The sequence below is a fragment of the Marinobacter alkaliphilus genome (assembly GCF_055394375.1).
In genome coordinates, this window is sequence record NZ_AP043751.1 from 1,481,303 (window position 1) to 1,498,089 (window position 16,787).

Below are 16,787 nucleotides of genomic sequence, written 5' to 3' on the forward strand. Positions count from 1 at the left end.
GTCTTATTTCCTTCCCGATCCTGTAACAGCGGTGAAATAGGTTTCTTTGCTACCGAGTTAGTTTTCTAACAAAGCAAAGGAGCGTTCCGTGCAAAACCCAAAAAACATTTTCAAACCATCACTGCTGGCTATCAGTATCACGGCTACCTTGCTGAGCGGCTGCCTGTCATCCGATAACGACAATACCCCGCCAGTAGAGGCACCCCCTGCAGTCACCGGCCTGACTCTCGAATTCGTAGGGCGCTATAGCTCCGGTGTATTTGGTGAAAGCGCTGCAGAAATCACCGGGTATGACGCCGACAGCCGCAGAGCGTTTGTTGTGAACGCCCAGGAAGGGTCATTGAACGTGTTGGATATGAGTGATCCATCAACACCAACGCTGATTGATACCCTGACGGTTGGTGACATTGCTGATGATGCGGTTGTTAACAGTGTCGCGGTCCGTAATGGACTCGTTGCCGTTGCGATCGAGTCTTCACCGAAGACTGAACCGGGATTCGCTGCCATATACGATGCTGCAACACTGTCCCTGCGCGGCTTTGCAGAGGTTGGTGCTCAGCCGGATATGCTGACGTTCACTCCTGATGGCAAATACCTTCTGGTAGCCAATGAGGGCGAGCCTAGTGACGACTACCAGATTGATCCGGAAGGCTCTGTTTCAGTCATTGATGTGACTGACCCTGACAACCTGCAGGTCAGGACGGCAGACTTTACCGCCTTCAATAGCCAGAGAGCGCAGCTGGTGGCGGATGGTGTTCGGGTATTCGGGCCGGGTGCCAGTGTTGCCCAGGATATGGAGCCGGAGTACATCACCGTGAGCGCCGACAGCACCACTGCATGGGTGGCGTTGCAGGAGAACAACGCACTCGCGAAAGTGGACATCGCCTCGGCCACCATCACTGAGATCCTGCCGCTGGGCTACAAGGATCATGGTGCTGAAGGTCAGGGTCTGGATGCCAGCGATAGCAACAATGCCATCGACATCAAACCCTGGCCGGGGATTCTCGGTATGTACCATCCGGATGCCATCGCCAGCTTCAGTAACAACGGCGAGACATACATCCTGACCGCCAACGAGGGGGATGCCCGAGCCTGGGGTGAGGATAACCCAGCCTATTGGGGGCCTGAAGATTCGGAAGACCCTGCCTTTGGTGGTGATGCCAATCAGGGCTTTGTCGAGGAAATACGATTCAAGCACTTGTTCCACAAGAACGGTTTTGAGCGCCGCCTGGGTGATGACATGCCGCCACAGCTCTATGCCCTGGCCAAAGGCGCACTGTTGAATCCCGAGGTGTTCGACTACTGCGGAGCCAGTGCCGGTGAGCCGGGCGGCTGCCGGGAAGATGAACAGTTGGGCCGCCTCACGGTGACCTGGACTATGGGCTACCGTACCGATGAAAACGGCGACCCTGTGATGTTCAACACCTCCGGTGTTGAGGATCCTGCCGGTGACCGACTGATGTATGACGCGGTTTACGCGTTCGGTGGCCGCTCCATGGCGATCTGGTCGGCTGATGGTGATCTGGTGTGGGATTCCGGCGACATGGTTGAGCAGTATCTGGCCAGTGATGCCTGCCTTGCCGGGTCGCAGCGAGATATCCCCTGTGCTGAGTTCTTCAACTCGAACCACAGTGCCGGTGATTCGTTCCTGAACCGTTCGGATAACAAGGGGCCAGAGCCGGAAGCGGTAACAGCGGCCACCTTTGGTGATCGCACGTTCGCCTTCCTCGGTCTTGAGCGTATGGGTGGTGTCATGGTGTTTGACATCACCAATCCGCAGTCGCCGTCGATTGTGGACTACCTCAACACCCGAGAGGAATGGGTGTTGGACCCGGAAACCAACCTGGCTATCGCCGGTGACCTGGGGATTGAGGACATCACTGTGATACCCGCGAACCAGTCACCAAATGGCGACGTGCTCTTGCTTACCGGTAATGAAGTGAGTGGCACAACTGCTGTGTATAAGGTGGTCCTGCAATACGCCGAGTAATCCGCCAAAGCAGTCTGTTAAAACAACCCCGCCGTGAGGCGGGGTTTGTCTTTGTGCATCGCAACCCTTTGCTGAAAGTCAGGTTTCACACAACTGACATATATAGTTAACAAATCGTTCATAAACCATCGCCATAGTGACATCACGAAATTCAACACCGATCAAGAATGATCACTGATGGAGAAGAACGTAATGAAAAAGCAATTGCTGGCACTGGCTATCGGTTCCATGGTTGTCGCGCCGTCTGTGGCGATGGCAGACAAGGGCCCGACTGTTTACGGTAAAGTGAATGTTTCCTATGAGAACCAGGATCGTGATCGCGCCTCTTTCTCTAACGATGCCTGGCGTTTGCAGAGCAACAATTCCCGTCTTGGCGTAAAAGGTGAACTGGACCTGAACATTGAAGACGTGGTTGCTGTTTACCAGGCGGAATACCAGATCAACGTTGATGATGGCGGAACACCTTTCAGCCAGCGCAACATTTTTGGTGGTTTCAAACACGCCAACGCGGGCACACTGATCGCCGGTAACTTTGACACCCCGCTCAAGCGCGCCGAGATGAGCGTTGACCAGTTCAACGATACCCTGGGCGACATCGATTTCCTGATGGCCGGCCAGCTGCGTGCAACCAACATCATTCAGTACAGCACCCCGAAACTGGCAGACATGCTGACCCTGAATGTTGCGTTTATTCCGGGCGAAGAGTTTGATAACGTTGCTAACCCGGATGCCAATGACGGCCCAGCAGATGCGATTTCCGCCTCACTGACGTTCCAGAAAGACATCTTCTACGGTGCGATTGCCTACGATTCTGAAACGACTACTCGTACCCGTGGTAGCAGCACTCCCCGCCGTTTTGTGGATTCTGACGGCGGTGCACAGGATCCGCAGAACGATATCCTTCGTTTTGTGGCGGGCGTCAACACCAGCGCATTTGAAGCCGGTTTCCTGTACCAGTTGGCTGAAGGCGCCAACAACAACATGGAAGACACCAGCTACCTGGTTAGCGGTGCGTTTAAGACCGGCAATCTGAAGCTGAAGGCCCAGTATGGTCTGACCGAGGGTGATCTGACAGACGAAGAGCGCAGCTTGTGGGCGCTGGGTGCTGATTACAAGGTTGGCAAAAACAGCAAGGTGTATGCGGTCCTGACCGAGGTAGAGGAAGACCTGAGCGAAGACAAAGACACCACCTTCGGTATCGGCTTCGATCACAAGTTCTCCATGTAATACCCTTTTCATGTCGCGTCACTTCGCCGGGCCCCGCAAGGGCCCGGCTTTTTGCGTTTCAGCCGGCGGCTTTAAGTGGCGGCACATCCTGATGCAGGAACCATTTTTCGGTCACTACCTTTCGGGTAAACCAGTGCGAGCGCATTAACGTGCTGGCGAGGGGCTGTTTCAGCCATTCAGGCAGTTCCCAGCCGGGGTCCTGCTCGCTGGCACGGTTGCCAAAGCGTTCCGCAATGCGCTCACCGTAGCGCTGTAGCGCAGCCCCGGAAAAGTCGGGCGCGTGAAGAATCACGTCGGCCGCCATCAAGGCGGATTCGATGCCAGGGCGGATGCCCTCACCGCTCTGGGTGTAAGCCAGGCCCGCTGCATCACCGATCAGTAGTACGCCGTCGTCTACCAGTGGCCGGTCGGCATGGGCGTACAACAGATAGGCATGACCCTTGAACCGGCCTGGCATGTCCGCAGGGATTCGCCCTTCCTGCTTCATATCATCCACAAATGCTTCCAGGTGATCCGTTAGCCTGTGGTTGTCTTCCCGCCCCAGGCCAATGTTCAGGTAGCTGCCTTTTCGGAACACCCAGGCATAGCCCTTGAGATCGCGGCAGAACCAGAGTTCGGGGGTATCGCCCCGGGCTTCGCAAGAGCGGGCCTGTTCCGGAGTCATCTCGAACTCTACTTCCTTGGCCGCAACCACGGTTTCATGCTTGCCGGGGCCGTTGCCCAGCTGCCGGGCTACCGGGCAGAAGTGACCGCCGGCGCCCACCAGTAACGGCGCCTGCCATTGTTCGTTGATTACCCAGTTGCCGTTGTCACGGGTAATGGATTTTACCGGCGTACCCAGCTGTTTGGTGCAGGACACCCGGCCAAGCAGGTAGTCATCAAACTCGCAGCGGCGGATGCCGTAACTGACCACTTCACCGTGGTTGTTCTCCACCGCGTCCTGGCCCATCATGCCGATGCGGAAGCGGCGAATGGGTTGCAGGGTGCGGCCATTGCCATACTCGTTGGCATCAATATCCAGGCTTGCCAGTACCGCGGGGGTTACCCAGCCTGCGCAGGTTTTATCCCGGGGGAATTCGGCCTTGTCGATAATCAGCACCTGCTTGCCCGCGCCCTCCAGCGCCCGGGCCAGGGTAGAGCCGGCGGGTCCGGCGCCGACAATGATCACATCGTAGTAATCCATCAAATGCCCTCCGGTGTGGCTGGGAAGGTATAAAGATCCTGCCGGCTCCGGGGCAGCTGATTGTTATCGCCGTGGGTGAATACCACCTGGAACAGCTGCAATGAGCCGGCCCGGAAGGCTGCAATGGAGCCGGCCAGGTACAGCCGCCATGCCCGGGTGAAGTGCTCGTCGTACATCTCCGTTACCTTGTCCTGGTTGGCGGTGAAATTGTCCATCCAGTGGTTCAGGGTCTGGGCGTAATGCAGGCGCAGGTTTTCCACGTCCAGCACCGAAAAATCGCTGTGTTCGCAGATGGCCATGAACTCACCGATGCTGGGCGGGTAGGCGCCTGGGAAGATCCGTTTCTCGATCCAGGCATTCATCAGCATGGCGCGGTTGCGCCCGATACTGTGGAGCAGAGCAATACCGCCGGGCTTGAGGGTGCGTTTGATCAGCTCAGACAGCGCGGGATAGTTCTCTTTGCCCACGTGTTCGAGCATGCCGATGGACACGAAGGCATCGTATTGACCGTGGATGTTGCGGTAATCGTCTTCAACATAGCTGATCAGGTGGTCCAGGCCCTGGCGCTCGGATTCTGCCTGCGCATAAGCCAGTTGTTCCCGCGAGATGTTGTACGAATGCACCTTTACGCCTTTATGGCGTGCCATATAGCGAGCCAGACCGCCCCAGCCGCAACCGGCTTCGACCACCGTCATGCCGGGTTTCAGGCGTAGCTTCCGGCACACATGCTCCAGCTTGGCCAGTTGTGCCTGTTCCAGGGTGTTGTCTGGGCTTTCGTAATAGGCGCAGGTGTATTGCATCTCAGCCTGATCCAGCCACAACTGGTAAAACTCATTGCCCAGGTCGTAATGGTGATGGATGTTTTCCTTGGCTTCGGTAATGCCAGTCGACCGGGGGTTGTGGTTGCGCCAAAGCGCTTCCAGCCAGCGGGGCCACTTTTGGCGGGCGGCGTGTACCGATCGGTACAGGCATTCCATCAAGTCGGGCAGGTCGCCCTCCACGTCAAGGCGACCTGCGCTGTACAGATCGCCAAAAGCGAGATTGGGATTGGCAACCAAGGCGTAAAGCGCCTTGTGATCTTTCAAATGCAGGGTAAAGCGGGCGGGCGACTGCTCTGGCTCGATCACGTCGCCGTTCCAGAGGCGGAAACGGATCGGGGGTGTGCCTGCCATGCGCATCAATTTGTTAATTAGCCAGCGTTCGTAGCCATGGGGCTCCCGCTCTGCCTCACTGGCGTCCAGCGGCAAACTCAGGATGTTAGCCTTGGCGGATTTGTCTGAATAGTCGGCTTTTCGGGCTGTCCCTTGTGGCATGAATGCTTGCTCCCTGTATTTCGCGTTGTTCGGCGTCGTCCCGAATGCAGAACTGAGAGTCGCGTTTAGCCTTTAGTATAGAAAATGATCAGGGATTGTCAGGTAGCGAACGCAGAACAACTGGTAATGCAGAAAAGCGAGAGGAAAAGAGGATCGGGCCAGTGGCCCGATCCTGACGGTTTTAGTAGCTAGAGCTCATTCCGAACCATTCCGGGAACACGATGATCAGTCCAAGCACCAATAACTGGATCAGAATAAAGGGAATAATACCTTTATAAATATCCGTCGTTTTCACGTTCGGCGGTGCCACCCCTTTGAGGTAGAACAGGGCAAATCCGAACGGTGGTGTCAGGAAGCTGGTTTGCAGGTTCATGGCCACCAGAATGGCAAACCAGACCATGTTGATGCCAAGGGCTTCTGCAACCGGAGCCAGAATGGGCACGATGATGAAGGAGATTTCCACGAAGTCGATAAAGAACCCGAGGATCAGGATCACCAGCATGGCGAGGATGATAAAGCCCCACTGCTCACCGGGTAGCATCAGTAGCCACTCTTCCAGCAGGTAGTCACCGCCGGTGTAGCTGAATACCATCGAGAATGCCGTGGCGCCTATCAGAATGGCAAATACCATGGCGGTCACTTTGACGGTGTCCTTCGACGCGTCCCACACCATTTTAAAAGTAAACTGGCGGTAAATGATGGCCAGGATAACCGCGCCCACACCGCCCAGGGCTGAAGACTCGGTGGGTGTGGCAATGCCGGTAAAAATTGAGCCAAGTACCACCACGATCAACGCCAGAGGCGGGATAATGGCGAGCAGGGCATCGCGGATTTCTTTACCACGGCTGATGCTGTCGTCCGGTGGCATGGCGGGCGCCGTCTGCGGTTTGAACCGGGTAAGGATCAGGATGTAAACAATGTACATGCCGATCAGTACCATGCCAGGCCCGACTGCGGCTTTAAACAGATCACCGACCGGCAGGCCCAGCACATCACCCAGAATGATCAGGATAATCGACGGGGGTACAATCTGACCGAGGGTGCCAGACGCACAGATGGTGCCGGTGGCCAGACGCTTGTCGTAGTTGTGCGCAAGCATGACCGGCAGCGAGATCAGACCCATGGCGACAACGCTGGCACCCACCACGCCGGTCGAGGCCGCGAGCAGAGCACCAACCAGAATGGTTGAAATGGCAAGGCCGCCGGGCAGACCGCCAAACAGCCGGCCCATGGAGGTCAGCAACTGTTCCGCAAGCTTGGTGCGTTGCAGCACTACGCCCATGAAAATAAACAGGGGTACCGCCATCAGCACGGTGTTTTGCATCACACTCATGATCCGGTAGGGCATGAACGCGAACAGATCCATGCCCTCGGCAAAGATGCCAAAAAACAACGCCACGCCGGCGAAGGTAAACGCAACAGGAAAGCCAAACATCAGCATGATCAGGGCCACGCCGAACATAATCATACCAATCATGCGAGGCCTCCTGCGCTGTGCTCACCAACGTATTCCTTCTCTCCGGATAATACCCGGATGGCATAGGTGACCATGTTCAGTCCTGCGGTTGCCATAAAGACAGCGCTGAACGGAATAATGGCCTTTATAACCCATCGGTGCGGCAGCCCACCGGGGTCGCCGCTGCCTTCACCCATCTGGAACGAGTCCAGCGCAAAGCTGTAGCCGTAGTGACCGATCAGGTAGGCAAAAGGAATCACAAACGCGACAGCGCCAATGATGTTGATCCAGGCCTTGGCTTTGTTGCTCCATCGGGTATAAAACACATCAACCCGTACGTGCCCGTCCGTGCGCAGGGCGTAGGGAATGCCCAACAGGAACACCACTGAGTACAAATGCCATTCCATTTCCTGCATCGCGATGGACACTTCATTGAATGCATAGCGTGCGACCACGTCATAAAACACGTTCAGAGCCATCAGAATCATGGCCAGGCAGGCGATCCAGCCACACATTTTGGAGAGCCAGGCCAGGCTCTTGTCGAGTTTGATAATCCAGCGCATGGAGCTTGTTCCTCCGCAAAGCGGATGTCAGTAATTGTGAAACGAAAAAGCCGGGATCACTATGTTGAGCGATCCCGGCTCTGTTACTTCCAGGCCTGAGTTTACTCGACTTCGGCCATGGTGTTCAGGTAAGCACGCTCAGAGATGTCAGTATAGGCTCTGCTCTGGCGCAGATACGTGTCCTGGGACTCCACAATACGGGCCGACAGATCGTTACTTTCAGCGGCAGCTTTCAACAGCCGCTTGTTGGCGTCGTACATGGTCTGGAAGATGTCATCCGGGAACTGCTTGATCTGCACGTTCGGATACTCTTCCTTGATGTTGGCCCAGGCTTCAGCGTTGGCGTGCTGGGAGTGTACCAGCATGTCATAGGAAGCGGTGCGCATGGCAACGCGCATGATTTCCTGAAGGTCCGCCGGCAGGCGTTCCCAGACACGCTTGTTGACCAGGAACTGCAGCTCGGTGGCAGGCTCATGCCAGCCAGTGTAGTAGTAGTCGGCAATCTGCTGGAAACCAAGGCGCAGATCCAGTGCCGGGCCTACCCACTCAACCGCATCAATGGTGTTGCGTTCAAGGGCGGTGTAGAGCTCGCCCGGGGCAATGTTGGTGGGGTTAACACCCACTTCGGCGAAGACTTCGCCGGCAAAGCCCGGAATACGCATTTTCAGACCTTTCAGGTCATCCAGGGATTTGATTTCCTTGCGGAACCAGCCACCCATTTGCACACCGGTGTTGCCGCCGGGGAACGACAGCATGTTGTGGGGCTCATACACTTCCTGCATCAGCTCCATACCGCCGCCATGATAGAACCAGGCGTACTGTTCCATGGCGTTCATGCCAAAGGGCATGCTGGTAAAGAACAGGGTTTCGGGTACTTTGCCTTTCCAGTAGTAGGAGGCCGAGTGGCCCATGTCGTACTGACCGGCCTTGACCATGTCAAACACGCCCAGTGGGGCTTTGTGCTTGTTGGCGGAGTCGATGCGAATGACCAGTCGACCGTTGGACATCTTTTCAACGGTTTCGGCGAAATTTTTGGTGGTGTCACCAAAGATTGGAAAGTTTGGGCCCCAGGTTTCGGCCAGTTTCAGGGTGAACTTCTCTTGCGCGAGCGCCTGAGTGGCGGCAAACGTTGTTGCTACTGCCAGCACAGCCGCGGAAAGAACAGAACGGATTTTCATTGCTCTTCTATCCTCTTGTCTTTGTTGTAATTGTTTCTAATGATCAGAACGGGCTTTTATTAAAAAGCGCAATGTGTTCTGCAAGTCTAGTTCAGGTTAGCAACTACAGCGGTCCTGTCGCAGTAAAAATGTGGCTATCTACGACATAGGTCTAACCTCAAAGGTCTTCCATTCGACCGATCTGGCTGGCCATGCGCATGGCTTCGTGTTGCTCCACGGCTTTTGCCAGCAGGTCTTCATGGCGGCTGATGTAATCCAGCAGGGCGCTGGCCCGTTCGTCCTTGTTCAGGGCGGCGGATTGGTGAAGGCAGCGGGCAAGGTGGGCGTGCAGCTGCCGGGTCCAGTCGATCAGGTCGGCAAAGGTTTTGATTTCCATACCGGTAAACTCCCTTCAAAATGAAGTGGTTCTCGATGTTCCTTTCAGTCTAGTCGATATTTTCCAACTTCCTTGCCTTCAGCTTGCTGATCGAGCCAGGCTGATCGTCGCGTCGAAATCATTCTTGAGGGCGCTCCGTCGCGCTGACCGGCAGGGTGGCCGGTGTCGCGCGGTTGGCGCGCCATTGCCGGAAATAAGCCAGGGCTGGTTTCTCGATGCCGTAGTGCAGAACAGCGGCCAGGGCAATCGCCGCCGCCAGCGCCAATATCACTCCCAGTTGTCCCGGAAGGCCAGCCTGATAGGTCAGGTCGATCAGCCCATAGCCAATGTTCTGATGAACCAGGTACAGCGTGTAGGAAATGCTTCCCAGCCAGAGCAAGCTGGGGCGTGACAGCACGTTCAGGTAGCCGGCGACCGCCAGCGCGAAGATGCCGTAGCAGGCCAGCACGAAGATATTGAACGGCGCTTTGTAGGCGACCAGGCAATGGCCGATGCTGAGGGCCAGCAGGGCGATATCGATGGCCGGCAAGCGACGGTCACGATAGGCCCGGTAAATCAACATGCCGCTGATAAACAGTGGCGCGTAGCGAACAAATAACAGGTCTTTGAGTAGAAAATCCAGGGCGTCCGGGATGGCTTTCCACCAAATGACGCCGGCATAACTGATGGCCACCCAGAGCCAGAGTGCGGGCCGAACCCTGCGCCAGTCACCCAGCCCATAGAACAGCAAGGCAATCCATACGTAGTAGGTGGCTTCAATCACCAGGCTCCAATAAGCTCCGTCAACATGGGGGTAACCGAGGTATTCGTGCATCAGCGTCAGGTTCATCAGGGCGGCCTCGAAACTGACGGTTCTGTCTGTCGGCCCAAGCCAGTGAACCGCCAGATAGGTGAGGGCGATCCCTGCCCATAAAGCGGGGAGCAGTCGGAACGCGCGTGCCAGTGCAAACTGGCCGGAAGTACGCGTGCGCTCAAGGGTCATGAAAATCACGAAACCGCTGAGCATGAAAAACAGATGTACACCGTACCGGCCGAAATCCAGTATCCCGGGGCTGCTGAAGGAATGGCCATATAACTGATGGTAGTACGGCAGATAATGGAACAGAACGACAGCCAGAGCCGCGAGGCCGCGCAGGGCGTCCAGAGCTGTCAGGCGATTTCGGGCATCGTGCATGGTGTGCCGGGTTCCCTTTAAAGTGAGCCGATAGTTTAGCCCTCCGGTGCCCGGGCGCCTATCGCCGGAGTATACGATTGCCTTTCCGGCCACTGACGTTTCGTTCATGGTGATTCGCCCGATCCGGAGTACACTTGAGGATACGATGAGTGAATGTGGTAATCAGGGAGCGAGCAGGTCATGACAGTTGAGCTGGGTGTTATCGAAGGTTTCTATGGCCCAATGTGGAGTTGGGCAGAGCGGGGGCGCCTGATGACCTCGCTGGCGGCCCATGGTTACAGCTTCTACCTGTATGCCCCGAAAGCGGACCCCTATCTGCGCCGTCGCTGGCAGGAGCCCCATCCGGCAGACCAGGCGGCCGAGCTGGAATCCTTTGCCCGTCTGTGCCGGCGCGAAGGGGTGCGTTTCGGGGTAGGCCTGAGCCCGTTCGAGATTTTCAACCGGTTTGATGACGCCGCCCGGGAAGCGCTGGCAGCCAAGCTCCGGATGCTAGACCGGCTGGGGATTCAGGAGCTGGCCATCCTGTTTGATGACATGCGCTCTGAAGTGCCGGAGCTGGCCCGCACCCAGGCGGAGATTGTCCGCTGGATTCGGGATAACTCCAAGGCCACCACCATCAGCGTGTGCCCTACCTACTATTCCGACGACCCGGTGCTGGACCGGGTGTTCGGAGAACGCCCGGCGGACTATCTGGAAACCTTGGGCGCCGAGTTGCCGAAAGAGGTCAGGGTGTTCTGGACCGGGGAGGAAGTCTGTTCCCGGGAAATCTCACCGGGGCACCTGAAGCGGGTAGGGGACCGCCTGGGCCGCAAACCGGTGCTGTGGGATAACTACCCGGTGAATGATGGTGACCGGATGTCCCGGCATCTGCACCTGCGGGCCTTTACCGGCCGCCCTGCGAACAATGCCGCACATCTGGCGGGCCACGCCATCAATCCGGCATTACAGCCGGCGTTGACGGCGATCCCGGCGCTCACCCTCGCGGAATCGTACCGACAGGGGCCGAACTATCAGTATGGCCAGGCGTTTCATCATGCCGCCCGGGAACTGTTGGGGGTAGACCTTGCCAATCAGCTACAAACCGATCTGCTGGTGCTGCAGGATGCCGGGCTGGAGCGGATCAGTGATGAAAAGAAGCAGGCACTGATCCACACCTACGATGCCTTTGATCACCCGGCCGCCAACGAGATTCTGCGCTGGCTGGCCGGTGATTATCAGGTGACGGACGAGATGGTTCAAACCCAGTAGGCGGACGTTACTCGAGGTAATAGTCGACGGTCGATACAACGCGTACCGTTTTCACCGGCTGCTGTTGCTCAGAAATCCCCGGTGCCTGGTCCCGGGCCAGGATCTGGAACACCCCCTGATTGGCCCGGCGCAAACCGCCAACACTGGCGTTAGCATCCCGGGCGAACTGCTGGGCAGCTTCCCGAGCGGCGGCGGTGGCTTCGGCAATCATCGCTGGCTTGATGTCGTTCAGGCCACTGAACAGGTAAGTGGGGCCGCCGGGGCCGTAATCGGTGGTCAGCAGTACGCCGGAATCCACCAGTTCACTGACGTTCTGGGCCGCCTGGCGAATGCGGTCTATCTGGGTGCTGCGCACCATCAAGGTCTGGTTGATGATGAACTTCTGTTCGCCCTCGCCCTGATAAGGGTTGGCACGGGTGTCGGTGACATCCAGCCGCTGCAGTTCCACCGCACTCTTGTCGATCGCCTGTAACTCCAGAAACGCATAGATGGCTTCGCGGCTACTGCGCGCTTTTTCCTGCGCTTGTTCCAGGGTGTTGCCCGTGGCCACAAAGCGGATTGGCCAGAGTGCCAGGTCGGCCTGCACCTCCCGTTCGGCAACGCCTTTGACGGTGACATAGCGATCCGACGTTTTCAGGCCGGTGAGCCCTTCTTTCAATAACGAGGCAGAGAGAACAAGGCTTATGCCCAGGATAATGGCAACAACAACTTTCATGGTTCAGTCCCTTGTGTGAATCAACGTGCCTATTCTGTGATGCACTGGACCTCTGGTCCACTGCTAAAACGTTCCCGCATGGCGTTCTGCCGCCGATCCGTGTCCCGGAATTCCGGTGGCAGGGGTTGGATCAGATACAGGTAATCGCCCTTGTCGAGGTTGCCGGCCAACGGTGCTTGTCGTTCCTCGTTTGGCCAGAACACTGGACTGATCACCACCACGGAAAGCTCCGGCGCCTGTTGTTTAAGCAAGGCCACGGTGCCGAGCCCCTGCTCACTGTGGAAGGTGCCTGTCAGGTGCACTACCTGGTGGTCCGGATGCTGTTTATGAGCCTGCAGGATGCGCATGGCCATGGTGTTGTCGCGTAGCAGTTGGGCGTTGTAGGTGTTATCCATGCGCTCGGCCATGGAGGGATCGCCCTGGCCGTGGCTGCCGCTGATGGCCTCGACAAACTTTTCCCGGTAGGCGGGGGTGTCCCGGAACGGCTGCTCAGGCAGTGTTTGCCGTTGGTCGGCGGGCAGGCGCTCGAGGTAGTCCGTGCCAGTGCGGCCCACGCAACGAACCACATCGGCAGGGGCGTTGGCGGCAACAACGGGAAGATCATGGCGCCGGGAGAATTCCACCAGCGGCCGGTAAGAGCCCCGGTAGTTGTCCCAGGCGTTGGCGTCTTCGATCATCTCGGTTTCGCCGGTCATGCCCGCCAGATAACTGTCTAGCGCCGGCTGATCATCCAGATTGAACTGCTCCAGGGTCAGCACCTGGCGCGGACGCTGTTGGTAGAGCCGTTGCTGTAACCGGGCCTGCAGAAGGTGCGAAGCCTGGTGGCCATGATATTCGCCAATCACCACCACATCGGTGCTGGCCAGTGCGCGGGCCAGACTGTCGATAGTGACTGGCTGGCTTGAATGGCTGTCGAACAGTACGCTGTCATACAGGGTTTGTGGTTGCGCGGGCTCTGTGCCGGACGGTTTGGGTAGCTGGGCACAACCGGTCGTTAGCGCCAGGCAGAGGGCCAGCACAGGGGAGCGAAAGCACTTGGGTGTGGTCATCGGCAATGCTCACTCAGGTTTGTCGGTGCGCCCTTTGCGCCAGTCTTCGCCCAGTCTCTGCTCGACGTATTCGCGGATAAACTGGCGGACTTTCTGTGAAGGAGTAACATCCTCTGCCTTGCACAGTTCCTCAAAGACCGCTTTCTTCTCCGGATCGATCAGTAGCGTCAATCGGGCTGTTCGGTTTTCCTTAGTCATAAGTAGCAGTGCTCACGGCATGTTAATCAGGTTAACATTGAGTGTAATTTTCGTGAGCATATAATGACTGGGTCATCGTCGCAACCGGGAAAAGGTTTATGTCGCACCGCGCTCATCTGTTCTCTCTAAGGGGCGCTCACGCCTTCCGTGAAGCCTGTGTGGATGAGCGTTATACCGGTGGCCGCTTTCTGAAAGACCTGATGGCCGGTGTTACCGTCGGCATTATTGCCATCCCCCTGGCCATGGCGCTGGCCATCGCCAGTGGCGTTGCCCCCCAGTATGGTCTGTATACCGCCTTTATTGCCGGTTTTGTGATTGCCCTGTTTGGCGGCAGCCGTTACAGCATCTCCGGGCCCACGGCGGCGTTCGTGGTGATTCTGTACCCCATTGCCCAGAGCTACGGCCTGGGTGGTCTGCTGCTGGCCACCCTGATGTCCGGGGTGTTGCTGGTGATTATGGCGGTGATGCGCCTGGGCCGCTTTATCGAGTATATCCCGGAATCCGTCACCCTGGGATTCACCGGCGGTATTGCGGTGGTGATCGCCACCCTGCAGGTGAAAGACTTTTTCGGCCTGTCGGTCGAGACCATGCCGGAGCAATACTGGGACGAGCTGGCGGTGCTGGCTCAGCAGTTACCGGCCCTGGATTCCATGAGTACACTGATAGCCGCCATTACCCTGGCGGTTATGTTGCTCTGGCCCAGGCTGAAAACGCCGGTGCCGCCGCATTTGCCTGCGGTGATTATCGGCAGCCTGCTGGCGATCTGGTTCAATGCCAATGGGGCTGCGATAGAAACCATCGGTTCCCGGTTCAGTTACCTGTTGCCCGATGGCAGTACCGGTGCCGGCATTCCGCCGTTTCTTCCCGAATTTGCCTGGCCCTGGCAGCAACTGAATGCCCAGGGTGAGCCGGTGGGCCTGTCCTGGAATATGGTCCGCGAGCTGCTGCCGGCGGCCTTTGCCATTGCCATGCTCGGGGCCATTGAATCCCTGCTCTGTGCGGTGGTGCTGGACGGCATGACCGGTAAGCGCCACAGCGCCAACAGTGAGCTGATGGGGCAGGGCATTGGCAACATCGTGGTGCCGTTTTTCGGTGGTATTACCGCCACCGCCGCCATTGCCCGCTCAGCTGCCAACTATCGGGCCGGGGCCCAGTCACCGGTGGCCGCCATGGTGCATGCCCTGGTGGTGTTGCTGGCACTGGTGTCACTGGCGGGTGTTCTGGCTTACCTGCCCATGCCTGCCATGGCGGCCCTGTTGATCATGGTAGCCTGGAACATGAGTGAAGCCCCCAAGGCCGTGCACCTTCTCAAAACCGCGCCACGCAGTGATGTGCTGGTATTTTTGACCTGCTTTGGCCTGACTGTGGCGCTGGATATGGTCATTGCCATTACCACCGGCGTGTTACTGGCGGCGGTGCTGTTCATGCGTGAAATGGCTCAGATGACCAAGGTGACAGACATCAGCGAAAACAAGCGGGTAGTGCAGGCCGGGCTGCCGAGAGGCTGGCGGGTGTTCAAGATCAACGGCCCGCTGTTCTTTGCCGCCGCTGACCGGGTATTTGGTGAGCTGGCGGATCTGTCCCGGGAAACCCGGGGCTTTGTGTTGTATATGGATGGCGTAACCGTGCTGGATGCCGGCGGCCTGGCTGCGTTGAGCAAACTGATTGACCAGTGCCGGAAAAACGGCACCGAAATGATGATCGCTGACCTTCAGTTTCAGCCTCTTCGGGCCCTGGCCCGGGCTGGGCTGAAGCCGGAACCCGGCGTCAGCAGTTTTTATCCATCGCTGGCCTCGGCTCTTGAAACCCTCAATGCCCGCCGCAGTGCCCCGCAGATGGTTTAATCCGCCTACAGCGGCCAGTGCAGTTGCAGGTTGCCGCCGCCAAACCCGAATTTGTGCAGGTAGAAGGTGGGGTTCAGGGTTAACACTGCCTGGTTGCTGGCGCTCAGTCGGGTTTCAATAGGCACGGCCAGCTTGCCGGTAAAGCCGGTGTGCCGGCGTTGTTCTTCCTCCTGTTCAAACGTTTGCCGGATCTCGGGCGCACTCAGGTAAATGCCCGGGCTGATGCTGGTGTTCTGGCTGGCGCTCAGGGTGATCTCGGCGAAGACCGTGGGTTCCCGGCGCCGAATACGTCCCTCATCGTTCAGCTCTCGTCCGAAATATCCGGTTTCATCCAGTTGCAGCCAGGCCACTCCAACCGTGGGGGAGAGGCGGTGCGGCACCAGGGTGGCGGAGCCCCGGGCCTTCAGGTGATCCCGCTCGAATCCGGTGGCCCTGTTTTCATCGCTCCGCTGCAGCGTGTAATCCCGCCGTGTGCGCTCACCTTCCAGGTGTAACCCGATCAGCCAGTCTCCGGTTTGCTGGCGGTGGCTGATGGCTCCGCGCTGGGTTTCGTTGCTGACAGCCAGCTCCTGGCGCTGGCTGATGAACCGGGAATCCGGGGACAGGTTGAGCGATACCGTCGTACCCTCCACGGCAGTGGATCCTTGGTGATGCCACTGCAGAAAATAGGACTGCGGCTTTTTGCTGAAACGGTCGGCGGTATCGGTTTTTTCGTTGAAGTAGTAATCCGGTAGTATCACAGAGGCGTGCAGCCAGCTCTGGCTGTCGAGGTGATGGCGCGCGCTAAGATAAATGTCCGATTCCGCTTTGTCGGAGAACACATCGCCTTGCAGCCACACTTCTGTGCGCTCGCCAATGTTCTGGCGGAAGCCTACCAACTGCCGCTGATAGGGACCGTCCAGATCCTCCGCCCGCTGGATATCGAGCAGAAAGCCGTTCTGATCATCGCGAAACCCGAAATCCTGGCGGTAGCGGAAGTCGAAATACAGCCGGCGGCTGCTGACACTGCCGCCGGTACCGCGGATGCCGTTGTCCATGGCGGTCGGTAACGCCTGACGGTGATCAAACGTCAGCTCGTGAAGGAAGCGCTCGGTGTCATAGGCTTCATCCCGGCCCAGTACCACTGCATCGGACCTCCAGGGTTGCGGGATATGAGCAGTGCTGGCGCTTGCGGTGCCGGAGAGGGTGATTGCCAGTGCCAGGATCATCCGACGGGAGGCAGGGCTTCGGGTTGAAGTTGTTGTCATGGATTGAGGTCACCTTCCTGACAGGC

General features: G+C 57.7%; 15 protein-coding genes. 4 read left to right on the forward strand and 11 right to left on the reverse strand.

Features of this window, described 5'->3' with window-relative positions; all coding sequences use genetic code 11:
* The first annotated feature begins 88 nt into the window (after positions 1–88).
* Together ACZ5Q2_RS06620 and ACZ5Q2_RS06625 are read left to right on the forward strand one after the other, a co-directional pair.
* Positions 89–1,990, forward strand: coding sequence for a choice-of-anchor I family protein (locus ACZ5Q2_RS06620; RefSeq protein WP_432210328.1), 1,902 nt, complete (start codon positions 89–91; stop codon positions 1,988–1,990).
* A 192-nt stretch (positions 1,991–2,182) separates the two neighbouring features.
* Positions 2,183–3,217 carry a porin gene (locus ACZ5Q2_RS06625; protein ID WP_152439201.1) on the forward strand — a complete coding sequence of 345 codons (1,035 nt, stop codon included), beginning with the start codon at positions 2,183–2,185 and terminating at the stop codon, positions 3,215–3,217.
* A 58-nt stretch (positions 3,218–3,275) separates the two neighbouring features.
* On the opposite strand, the gene ACZ5Q2_RS06630 is transcribed toward ACZ5Q2_RS06625, so the two are convergent.
* The 7 genes from ACZ5Q2_RS06630 to ACZ5Q2_RS06660 all read right to left on the reverse strand — a co-directional run bounded on the left by ACZ5Q2_RS06630 (position 3,276) and on the right by ACZ5Q2_RS06660 (position 10,568).
* Positions 3,276–4,400: an NAD(P)/FAD-dependent oxidoreductase gene (locus tag ACZ5Q2_RS06630; protein WP_432210327.1), complete on the reverse strand. Its 1,125-nt coding sequence runs from the start codon at positions 4,398–4,400 to the stop codon at positions 3,276–3,278.
* Positions 4,400–5,713, reverse strand: a complete 1,314-nt coding sequence (locus ACZ5Q2_RS06635) for a class I SAM-dependent methyltransferase (RefSeq protein WP_432210326.1) — start codon at positions 5,711–5,713, stop codon at positions 4,400–4,402. Before ACZ5Q2_RS06635 ends, ACZ5Q2_RS06630 begins: the two co-directional genes overlap by 1 nt.
* A 181-nt stretch (positions 5,714–5,894) precedes the next feature.
* The gene (locus tag ACZ5Q2_RS06640; RefSeq protein WP_432210325.1) at positions 5,895–7,190 is read right to left on the reverse strand and encodes a TRAP transporter large permease; all 1,296 of its coding nucleotides are present in this window, start codon (positions 7,188–7,190) and stop codon (positions 5,895–5,897) included.
* The gene (locus ACZ5Q2_RS06645) at positions 7,187–7,732 is read right to left on the reverse strand and encodes a TRAP transporter small permease subunit (RefSeq protein WP_432210324.1); all 546 of its coding nucleotides are present in this window, start codon (positions 7,730–7,732) and stop codon (positions 7,187–7,189) included. Before ACZ5Q2_RS06645 ends, ACZ5Q2_RS06640 begins: the two co-directional genes overlap by 4 nt.
* A gap of 101 nt (positions 7,733–7,833) precedes the next feature.
* Positions 7,834–8,910, reverse strand: a complete 1,077-nt coding sequence (locus tag ACZ5Q2_RS06650; protein ID WP_432210323.1) for a TRAP transporter substrate-binding protein — start codon at positions 8,908–8,910, stop codon at positions 7,834–7,836.
* A 157-nt stretch (positions 8,911–9,067) separates the two neighbouring features.
* Positions 9,068–9,286 (reverse strand): hypothetical protein, encoded by a 219-nt coding sequence (locus ACZ5Q2_RS06655; protein ID WP_432210322.1) that lies wholly within the window; start codon positions 9,284–9,286, stop codon positions 9,068–9,070.
* 118 nt (positions 9,287–9,404) lie between these two features.
* Positions 9,405–10,568, reverse strand: coding sequence for an acyltransferase family protein (locus ACZ5Q2_RS06660; protein WP_432210321.1), 1,164 nt, complete (start codon positions 10,566–10,568; stop codon positions 9,405–9,407).
* A gap of 72 nt (positions 10,569–10,640) precedes the next feature.
* Between ACZ5Q2_RS06660 and ACZ5Q2_RS06665 the strand changes: the two genes are divergently transcribed.
* Positions 10,641–11,708, forward strand: a complete 1,068-nt coding sequence (locus ACZ5Q2_RS06665; RefSeq protein ID WP_432210320.1) for a beta-N-acetylglucosaminidase domain-containing protein — start codon at positions 10,641–10,643, stop codon at positions 11,706–11,708.
* Positions 11,709–11,715: 7 nt separating this feature from the next.
* On the opposite strand, the gene ACZ5Q2_RS06670 is transcribed toward ACZ5Q2_RS06665, so the two are convergent.
* The 3 genes from ACZ5Q2_RS06670 to ACZ5Q2_RS06680 are packed head-to-tail and all read right to left on the reverse strand — an operon-like array spanning position 11,716 to position 13,670.
* Positions 11,716–12,423, reverse strand: coding sequence for an SIMPL domain-containing protein (locus ACZ5Q2_RS06670; protein ID WP_432210319.1), 708 nt, complete (start codon positions 12,421–12,423; stop codon positions 11,716–11,718).
* A 29-nt stretch (positions 12,424–12,452) separates the two neighbouring features.
* Complete coding sequence (locus ACZ5Q2_RS06675) at positions 12,453–13,472, reverse strand: ChaN family lipoprotein (protein WP_082780479.1); 1,020 nt, start codon at positions 13,470–13,472, stop codon at positions 12,453–12,455.
* 9 nt (positions 13,473–13,481) lie between these two features.
* Positions 13,482–13,670 carry a hypothetical protein gene (locus tag ACZ5Q2_RS06680; RefSeq protein ID WP_061330742.1) on the reverse strand — a complete coding sequence of 63 codons (189 nt, stop codon included), beginning with the start codon at positions 13,668–13,670 and terminating at the stop codon, positions 13,482–13,484.
* A 98-nt stretch (positions 13,671–13,768) separates the two neighbouring features.
* Between ACZ5Q2_RS06680 and dauA the strand changes: the two genes are divergently transcribed.
* The gene (gene dauA, locus ACZ5Q2_RS06685; RefSeq protein WP_432210318.1) at positions 13,769–15,514 is read left to right on the forward strand and encodes a C4-dicarboxylic acid transporter DauA; all 1,746 of its coding nucleotides are present in this window, start codon (positions 13,769–13,771) and stop codon (positions 15,512–15,514) included.
* Positions 15,515–15,519: 5 nt separating this feature from the next.
* Here dauA and ACZ5Q2_RS06690 read toward each other — a convergent pair whose 3' ends face one another.
* Positions 15,520–16,761, reverse strand: a complete 1,242-nt coding sequence (locus ACZ5Q2_RS06690) for a hypothetical protein (RefSeq protein ID WP_374813775.1) — start codon at positions 16,759–16,761, stop codon at positions 15,520–15,522.
* Positions 16,762–16,787 lie beyond the last annotated feature (26 nt).